Annotated in this window: 7 protein-coding genes; 3 read left to right on the top strand and 4 right to left on the bottom strand. The window is 50.2% G+C overall.

Going from position 1 to position 8,746, the window contains the following annotated elements:
* Nucleotides 1-109 precede the first annotated feature (109 nt).
* The 4 genes from fucR to fucI form a co-directional block, all read right to left on the bottom strand.
* A complete protein-coding gene (gene fucR / locus ACX9GV_RS13195) occupies nucleotides 110-832 on the bottom strand; it encodes an L-fucose operon activator (protein WP_473195840.1) in 723 nt (240 codons plus the stop codon).
* Entirely contained in the window at nucleotides 829-1,260 is a 432-nt protein-coding gene (gene fucU / locus ACX9GV_RS13190) for an L-fucose mutarotase (protein WP_473195839.1), read from the bottom strand. The genes fucR and fucU overlap by 4 nt, the downstream gene beginning before the upstream one ends.
* A 21-nt stretch (nucleotides 1,261-1,281) precedes the next feature.
* Nucleotides 1,282-2,724 (bottom strand): L-fuculokinase, encoded by a 1,443-nt coding sequence (gene fucK / locus ACX9GV_RS13185; protein ID WP_473195838.1) that lies wholly within the window; start codon nucleotides 2,722-2,724, stop codon nucleotides 1,282-1,284.
* A 105-nt stretch (nucleotides 2,725-2,829) separates the two neighbouring features.
* Nucleotides 2,830-4,608 (bottom strand): L-fucose isomerase, encoded by a 1,779-nt coding sequence (gene fucI / locus ACX9GV_RS13180; protein WP_473195837.1) that lies wholly within the window; start codon nucleotides 4,606-4,608, stop codon nucleotides 2,830-2,832.
* 492 nt (nucleotides 4,609-5,100) lie between these two features.
* On the opposite strand from fucI, the gene ACX9GV_RS13175 reads away from it, so the two are divergent.
* The 3 genes from ACX9GV_RS13175 (at nucleotide 5,101) to ACX9GV_RS13165 (ending at nucleotide 8,627) form a co-directional block, all read left to right on the top strand.
* Complete coding sequence (locus ACX9GV_RS13175; RefSeq protein WP_473195836.1) at nucleotides 5,101-6,600, top strand: sugar ABC transporter ATP-binding protein; 1,500 nt, start codon at nucleotides 5,101-5,103, stop codon at nucleotides 6,598-6,600.
* Nucleotides 6,601-6,603: 3 nt separating this feature from the next.
* The gene (locus tag ACX9GV_RS13170; RefSeq protein ID WP_473195835.1) at nucleotides 6,604-7,587 is read left to right on the top strand and encodes an ABC transporter permease; all 984 of its coding nucleotides are present in this window, start codon (nucleotides 6,604-6,606) and stop codon (nucleotides 7,585-7,587) included.
* 86 nt (nucleotides 7,588-7,673) lie between these two features.
* On the top strand, nucleotides 7,674-8,627 hold the full coding sequence (locus tag ACX9GV_RS13165; RefSeq protein ID WP_023492323.1) for an ABC transporter substrate-binding protein: 954 nt from the start codon (nucleotides 7,674-7,676) through the stop codon (nucleotides 8,625-8,627).
* Nucleotides 8,628-8,746: the final 119 nt, after the last annotated feature.

Below are 8,746 nucleotides of genomic sequence, written 5' to 3'. Positions count from 1 at the left end.
ATTGACTATATGATGTTGGTGAGTGATTTCTTCTGTAGCTGTTACCAGCGGCGAGTAGGGTAAGACGAGGTAGGAACAACGAAGTCAGCACGACGAGTGCCGCCGTTTTTTAGTTGCTGGCAGTGATATCTTCTGGGTTGGAAATCACGCTCACCACCTCTGCCAAGTTGCCAATTTTTACCTCGCTGGTGCGGTTGATTTTACTTTTGTCTAGTAGCAGCAAGGATTGCAGGGCGCGTTTAAGCAGCAGGGATTTGAATTCGGCGTTAGTGCTGTTGGAATCCCATAACACACCTTGTTTATCAAGACCCTCACAAGAGAAGATAAACAGGTCGATTTCCAAGGCTTTGAGCTGGGAAACCAGGGCCGGATTAACATAACAGGCATATTTTCGTTGCAGCAGACCACCTGAACTGATCAGTTGAATATGCTGGCGTTTGGTCAGTTCCTGGCAAATACGCACGCTGTTAGTGAACACGGTGAGGTCGATATCAGGCAGTTGTTTCGCCAGATACCAGCAGGTTGAGCTGGCATCAAGCGCAATCAGCATGCCGGGTTCGATCCACGAGAGAGCCTGGCGGGCGATATCCGCTTTGCTGCTGAGGTGACTTTTCAACCGGGCACTGAAGGGGTCGCCACTGTCTTGGGTATCGCGTTTAATGATCTTGGCTCGCCCATGCTGGCGAATGATTTCACCTTGCGCTTGTAGCATATTCAGGTCGCGTCGTAGGGTTTCCTTGCTGACAGATAAACGTGTGGCGAGTTCTTCGGTCGCCAAGGTTTCATGCTGCCGCAGCAGTTGTACGATACGCTGATGACGCGCCATTTTCATGCAGGGGTAACCCCTTTTTTCAATAAGATATTGCCATATTTTGCCCTTTCCCCAGTGATAACAATCGCAAACGCTGTTTTTGCTCGTTGATAAAACGCAAAACGGTCGATGCGCACTATCGGCTGTGGCGTCGTAGGCCCAGCACCAAACAGTGCCTGCAAATAACGCTGTTCTACACTAGGGTCCAGAGCATCGCCCGCTACCGGGGCCATCATCACCAGAGGTGGCGCGTAGCTGTCGAGCTCAAACAGGGGAATAACAGCAGCGAGCAGATCACTGACGGCTAAACCGTCTGCGTGGATCACCTGCGGCCCTAAACTGTGAGCTGGGAAATGGGCATCAGAGAAAATGATTTCATCGCCATGGCCCATTTCGGCGAGGGTTTTTAATAACTGGGGCGAAATCAATGGGGAGATATTTTTTAGCATCGTCGGTTCCTTCTAAAATCATCAGTGCTCAGCAGCGAAACTCTGGTATAAAGCGCTTTGCTCACCGGGATAGTACGTGTGATAGCGATAATTCACCTGCTGCCGGGCTTCTTCCGCCGTGTGGTAGAACCGCGCGCCACTCCAGGCAAACATGGCGGCCCCAAGCACGGTGGTTTCAGCTTCTTGCAGCACCTTGACTGGCATATTCAGCACATCGGCTTTGATTTGGTTCCACAAGGTATTACGGCTACCGCCACCAACCAGTTGCAATGCCTCGGCCTTGAAGCCACCAATTCGTTCCAGCACCGACAGGTTATGGCGCAGTTGCCAGCTCAGCCCCTCCAGTGCAGAGCGGTAAAAATGGCCACGCGCGGTATGTAAGCCAACACCGTACCAGCCCGCTTGTGCCTGCTGATCGAGCAAGTGGCAATTCATACGCAAACCTTCTGAACCGGGGGGGATTGCACGCGCTTCAGCAATCATCTGCCCATAAACCTCAGGCAACGCCTCATTGCGCCAGTAGAGTTGCCGCACCCATTCCAGCACCCCCGATGCCAGCCACTGCAGGCCGGGGTTAAATAAACCCTGGCAGCTATCCAGCTCGCAGGTTGAACCTGAAAAGTGCGGTAATAACGAGGTATTTACCTGCGGGGTGCGCACCATCAGAATTTCCCAGGTGCCGGACGATAACACCGGTTGCTGTAACCCGGCACCGGAGCCAAACAGGGCAAATTGAGTATCATGCCCGGCGGAAATCACCGGAATACCGGCAGGCAGCGCTAAACGTTCAGCCATGTGTGGCAACAGACGACCAATCTGTTCACCCGCACTGATTAACGGAGGGAATAGCGTTGCGGGCAGACCGATACGCTGCAAAATGGTACTGCTGAAATGTTCTTCACGCACATCAAGCAGTTGACTGGTGCCCGCCATGGTGCGGTCAGTGGTAAATTCCCCGGTGAGGCGCTGGTTGATCAAAGAAGAGATAAATAGCCAAGCGTGGGCCTGTTCCAGATATTCAGGATGGTTCTGCTTTAACCACAGCAGTTTGTACAAGGTATTAAAGCTGAATTGGCCGATGCCTGAAATGGTTTGTAATTCGCTTGGCGTAATGTAGTCAGCAATATTTGCCATAATCGCCGCTGTTCGTGGGCATTTCCAGCTAATAATCGGGTAGAGCAGTTGCCCGTTTGCGTCCACCAGCGCCCCATCAACACCGAAAGTGGTCACTGTGAGTGCATGAATACGATCCCCCTGCAACTGTGGGGCGATCTGCTGGCTGCACTGAGCGAAACGCTGCAATATGTCGTCCAGTGACCAGATATGCCACTGGTCGTTTTCCATTGCGGGTTGGCTAGTATTGGGGGTGGCCGCTTTGGCGACCACTTCTCCCTGCGCATTTACCGCAATAGTGCGCACATTGGTGGCACCGCAATCCAGGACAATGACAATATCACGGTTCATTATGATTCCTCGTTTACCCGTTGCCAGGCAAGCTGCAGAAGACGAGCTTGGCTGCAACTTGCCTCAACGGGGGATACACCACGCCACTATTTGGCAATGACGGTGTTAGCGCTTATACAGCGGGCCATAGTTCTGGCAGGCGCGGTAGTCCTGGCCTTCTAGATCCATACCATGTGCCGCCCAGGCGGACGGGCGATAGATGTCACTCTGTTCCACGTTATGCATACAGACGGGAATACGCAGCATGGCGGCCAGGGTAATCAGATCAGCGCCAACATGCCCGATGGTCAGTACGCCGTGGTTGGCCCCCCAATTAGCCATTACTGAATAGACATCAGTAAAAGGTCCGTTGCCTGTCAGGCGTGGGGCAAACCAAGTGGTTGGCCAGGTTTCGTTGGTGCGTTTGTCCAGAGCGTTGTGCATCTCTGCGGGTAATTCAACGCTCCAGCCTTCGGCAATTTGTAGCACTGGCCCAACACCTTTGACGATATTGACCCGTGACAGGGTAAATGGCACGCCACCCCGGGTCAGGAAACGGGAGGAGTAACCACCGCCACGGAAATATTCATGAATTGCCGGGCACCATTGCGTTGCTTGCAGGCACTGGTCGGCTTCTTGCTGGCTGATTTGCCAGTGCGGCTTCATGGTGGGATTACCCTGGCTGTCTGATTGGCGGCAGGTGCCATCCAGCGCTGCCGAACCGGAGTTAATCAGGTGGATAATGCCGTTTTTGGCTTGACCAGTCAGTTCACTACCGGTGACACGCTTAACCGCTTCAGGTGACCAATAGGTACGGACATCGGCAAACACCTGTGCGGTGCCGGTCAGCATATGGCCGAACAGCATGGCAACACCGTTGAGACTATCGTTTTCGGTGGCGACAACTAAGGGTTCACGCACCCCGTTCCAGTCAAATGAACTGTTGAGCAGGGCTTCTGCGGTATCACCGTTAGGGTATTGATCTGTCCAGTGGCGCTGACCTTGGAAACCGGCAGCAATGGCGTTGTAGCCTAATGATTCTTCAGTGAAACCTTTTTCTGCCAAAGCCGGGTTACCCTGCATCATGTCACGGATACAGATGGCCATCAGCAAACTCTCACGCAGAACCGCGCGGTTGCTTTCTGGTGAGCGCCGATACTGTTCCGAGTTCAAATCTGGTCCAAAACGGAAATGTTGATCTGCCCATGCCAGCGCCAGTGCCAGTTCCTGTTCATCGTAAATTTTTTGATCAATGCGGCGGCGTAGTTCGGTCATATCCACCGCTTGTACTTTCATTCCGAGCCAGGATTCAAAGAAATTGTGGTCAACAATGGAACCGGCAATCCCCATTGAAACACCGCCAACTGACAGATAACTTTTGCCTTTTATGTTGGCGACAGCCAAGCCAGCGCGGGCAAAGCGCAGCAGTTTTTGTTGTACATCAGCAGGGATCTGGTTATCGCCACTATCCTGCACGTCATGGCCGTAAATGGAGAAGGCCGGAATGCCTTTCTGACTATGGGCAGCCAGTGCTGCAGCCAAATAGACCGCGCCTGGGCGTTCTGTGCCATTAAACCCCCAGATAGCTTTGGGGCGTAATGGGTCCATATCGATGGTTTCACTGCCATAACACCAGCAGGGGGTCACTGTGATGGTGAGTCCGACATTTTGGCGGCTGAACTTTTCTTCGCAGGCGGCAGACTCCGCCATACCGGCGATGCAAGAGTCGGCAATAATGCACTCAACAGGAGCGCCACAGGGGTGGTGTAACTGTTCACTCAATAGCTGAGCTGTGGCTTGTGCCATTTTCATGGTTTGCTCTTCGAGTGACTCGCGTACCCCCATACGGCGCCCATCAATCACTGGGCGAATACCAATCTTGGGTAAAGTCGTTAAACGGTTCATTGTGATCCCTCGCGCTGATAAATCTTTTAACTGTTTTAGGTGATAGCATTTCGCGCTGCTGACAGCATAAATAGCGTGAAATAGCACTGCTTTTTGTTTTGCTAACTCGATGTAGCATAGATATCTGTCAGTGATATAGACAATATTTTTATTCGTAAACTGTGATGTCTTTCACGACTCGGCGCAATATCGGTTAATAGGGAAAAGGCATAAACCGAGGTAAATAAAAAAAGTTGTTTATTTTCATTGAAGTAAACTATTTCAGTTGAGCGTCATCACAATTTGACGTCAAAGTGTTTGTCTGGATGACGGAGTTTGCATAGGTTTATCTAGAAATTGCTAATTCGAGTTAGCTAAAAATGTCGAGCGGGTTCTATGCCCCAGGTTCTGGCGAAAAATAGTCTCCATGCCAGCCAACCCCTGATCTGATGGGCATGTGTCTTTCCCGTTTTCTACCTATTGCGACACTTGATTCAAGGGAAAGAAAGCGCCATGTCAGATAATTTTTTGCAGATGAATCATATTACCAAGCGGTTTCCCGGTGTGGTGGCATTAAATAACGTCAGTTTTAATTTACGTCGTGGAGAAGTTCATGCACTGCTAGGGGAAAATGGTGCGGGTAAATCAACACTGATGAAAATTCTTTCTGGAGTTTATCAGCAAGATGAAGGGGAAATTATTTTTGAAGGTAATAAGGTGGCATTCCCCAGCCCACTGATAGCGCAAAACTTAGGGATCACCATTATTCACCAGGAGTTTAATCTGTTCCCAGACTTAACGGTGGAAGAGAATATTTTTATTGGCCGGGAGTTTTGTAAGAATAACCGTTGGCAATTAGATGTCAGAAAACAACGCGCCCAGGTGATTGATATCCTGGCGAAGTTAAATTTGAAAGTAAAACCGGAAACGCGGGTGGCGGACCTTACTGTGGCTCAGCAACAAATGGTGGAAATTGCTAAAGCGATTTCGGTTAATGCCAAAGTGTTGATCATGGATGAGCCCACTGCCGCATTGACAGAAAGTGAGATCGATAGCCTGTTCCAGGTGACGCGCTTACTCAAAGCACAGGGTACTGGTGTGGTTTATATCTCCCACCGCCTTGAGGAGCTGGCGCTGATTGCTGACCGGGCCACGGTGATGCGCGATGGCAAGTTTATCGCCACGGTGGATTATGACTCGGTACAGATTAGCGACCTGATCGCGATGATGGTGGGGCGCGAACTGGGGGATATTTACCCGCGTCGCCCGGCTTTCACCGGTAAAGATAAAGTGCTGGAAGTGAAAAACCTGCAGCGTAAAGAGGTATTGCGGGATATTAATTTCACTCTTTATCGCGGCGAAATCCTCGGCCTGTCTGGGTTAATGGGCGCAGGGCGGACGGAACTGGCCAGAGCAATATTTGGTGCCGATAAAATTGATGGTGGCGAAGTGTGGCTCAATGGGAAATTAACTCACATTAACCATGTTTCTCAGGCCATTGAGCAGGGCATTGGCTACTTGACGGAGGACCGTAAAAAAGAGGGGTTAGCGCTTGGCCTGTCAGTTGAATTGAATATCATGCTGGGTAACTTCCCTGAATACTCCAATCAATTTGGGATTGTTAAAGAAAAGCAGTGCCATGAGGTCAGCCAGCAATTAGTGAAAACGCTGAGGATTAAAACGCCCCATTTACAACAGGCTGCGCTCTATTTAAGTGGAGGGAACCAGCAAAAAATAATTATTGCCCGGTGGGTGTGCAAAGACACCGATATTTTAATTTTCGATGAACCAACACGCGGCATTGATGTTGGCGCAAAGTTGGAAATTTATGAATTAATGAACCGATTAGTACAAAAAGGGAAATCTATCATCATGATCTCCTCAGAATTACCGGAAATTATTGGCATGTGTGACCGTATTTTAGTGATGCGCAATGGCCGCATTACTGGCGAGTTAAATAACGCCAGCGCCACACAGGAAAGTATCATGAAATATGCGACGTTAGAGGATTGAATCATGACCGACTCATTAACTCCCGCCACCCCGTTGGCGAAACCGCGTAAAATCAATAAAGCCCTGCTGATGCGCTTGGCACCTTTATTAAGTCTGGTATTACTGGTGATCTTTTTTAGTTTCAGTTCGCCGTACTTTTTTAAAACTGAAAATATTATGACCATCGCCCTGCAAACCTCGGTGATTGGCATAATGGCGATTGGCGTGACTTACGTGATCATCACCTCCGGCATTGACCTTTCATTAGGATCAGTGGTGGCGTTTGCCGGTGTGGTGGTTGGGCTGTGTGCTTCTTTTAGTATGCCGCTGATAGCTTGTGTGATTGCCGGCATGCTAGCGGGTGGGCTTTGCGGTTGCGTCAATGGGCTGCTGGTGACTCGTGGCAACATTCCGCCGTTTATCGCCACCCTCGGGCTGATGATGTCCGTGCGCGGCATCAATATGGTGATGACGGATGGGCGAGCCATTTACTTCTCTGATTATCCAACTTTTAAACTGCTTGCCCAAGGGCGCTTGTTCGACGTGTTGCCTTACCCGGTATTTTACCTGGTGATCATCGCATTAATTGCCGCCTACATTCTTAAGAAAACAGTGATTGGCCGTTATGTCTATGCGGTGGGGAGCAATGAAGTCGCAGCGCATTTATCCGGCATTAAAGTTCAGCGGGTGAAAGTGTTCGTTTATGCCTTCTGTGGTTTGTTGACTGGTATTGCAGGCGTGATCCTCGCTTCGCGCTTGAACTCTGGGCAACCCACCGTGGGGGTAGGCTATGAACTTGAAGCCATCGCCGCTGTGGTTATTGGTGGTACTAGCCTGATGGGGGGCGTGGGTACCATCGGCGGCACGATTATTGGTGCATTTATCATGAGTGTGCTGAAAAACGGCCTTAACCTGATGGGCGTCTCTCAATTCTGGCAAATGGTGGCGATGGGCATTGTGGTCGTGGCTGCGGTCTATCTCGATACATTACGTAAAAAAATGCGTTAACCCTGATGAAATAACATTTGTTGAAATAACAGCAGAAAAAACCGCGTTACTCGGCAATAAAAACCACAACATACGGAGCTAGTTACATGAAGAATAAAACTATTTTAAGTACCGTATTACTGACCACGCTGCTGGCCAGCACCGCCTACAGCAAAACATTATCACTTCCAGTGGTGAGTAAAGGCTATCAGCACGAGTTTTTCCAGACAGTGAAAATGGGGACGGAAGATGCCGCGAAACAGCTTGGTGTCACCACCAGTTTTGTTGGCCCAGCGGATGAAACGCAAATCGCTGAACAAATCCAGTTGTTGGAAAATACTATGGCGAAAAATCCAGATGGCATTCTGCTAGCCGCGCTGGATGCCAACGCCTTGGCGCCTTTGGTAGAAACCGCCAATAAAAATGGCATCAAAGTGGTCACCTTTGATTCCGGTGTGAACTCTTCATTACCGGTTAGCTTTGTCGCGACCAACAACGTAAAAGCAGGTGCCGAGGCAGCCGATGCCCTGGCGGCGGAAATTGGTGGCAAAGGTAAAGTCGGGGTGGTGGCGCATGTTGCTGGCACCACTTCGGCCATTGAACGTACCGAAGGCTTTGCCAAGCAGATGAAGGAGAAGTATCCGCAGGTAACAGTACTAGCGGTTCAATACAGTGATGGTGATCCACAGAAAGCGATGGATAAAACCATCGACATGGTGCAAGCCAACCCGGATCTGGCGGGGGTCTATGCCACCAACGAAGGGTCTACCTTAGGGGTGGCAAACGCGGTGGATAGCTTAGGCATTAAAGGCAAGGTGAAAGTAGTAGGGTTTGACAGTACCGAAGCCATCATCAACTTCTTGAAGTCGGGGGTTATTCAGGGCTTTGTGGTGCAGGATGCCTACCAGATCGGCTATCAGGGGATTAAAGCGCTTGATGACGCCATCAATGGAAAAACGGTGGCCAAAGTGATCGATATCCCGGTGAAATACGTCAGCATGAAGAATGTTAACGAGCCAGCGGTAGATAAGTTACTGCACCCATTTGGTAAGAAACAATAGCGTTGCCTTGAATCATCTGATTTACCTATGGGCGGCAAACCGTTCAGCAACCTTCGCAGGGGATACACCGGTGTGTACCCCCTGCGTAACCAACAATCCGCTAGTTTGAGTTAACTTGG

The organism is Serratia sp. 25CWL12 (assembly GCF_055790885.1).
The sequence above is the reverse complement of the archived record's forward strand: the minus strand, read 5'-3'. Positions and strand labels throughout refer to the sequence as shown.

Coding starts and splice junctions, on each gene's coding strand:
- ACX9GV_RS13165 (WP_023492323.1), top strand. CDS start 7,674: ATGAAGAATAAAACTATTTTAAGTACCGTATTACTGACCACGCTGCTG.
- ACX9GV_RS13175 (WP_473195836.1), top strand. CDS start 5,101: ATGTCAGATAATTTTTTGCAGATGAATCATATTACCAAGCGGTTTCCC.
- fucR (WP_473195840.1), bottom strand. CDS start 832: ATGAAAATGGCGCGTCATCAGCGTATCGTACAACTGCTGCGGCAGCAT.
- fucI (WP_473195837.1), bottom strand. CDS start 4,608: ATGAACCGTTTAACGACTTTACCCAAGATTGGTATTCGCCCAGTGATT.
- fucU (WP_473195839.1), bottom strand. CDS start 1,260: ATGCTAAAAAATATCTCCCCATTGATTTCGCCCCAGTTATTAAAAACC.
- ACX9GV_RS13170 (WP_473195835.1), top strand. CDS start 6,604: ATGACCGACTCATTAACTCCCGCCACCCCGTTGGCGAAACCGCGTAAA.
- fucK (WP_473195838.1), bottom strand. CDS start 2,724: ATGAACCGTGATATTGTCATTGTCCTGGATTGCGGTGCCACCAATGTG.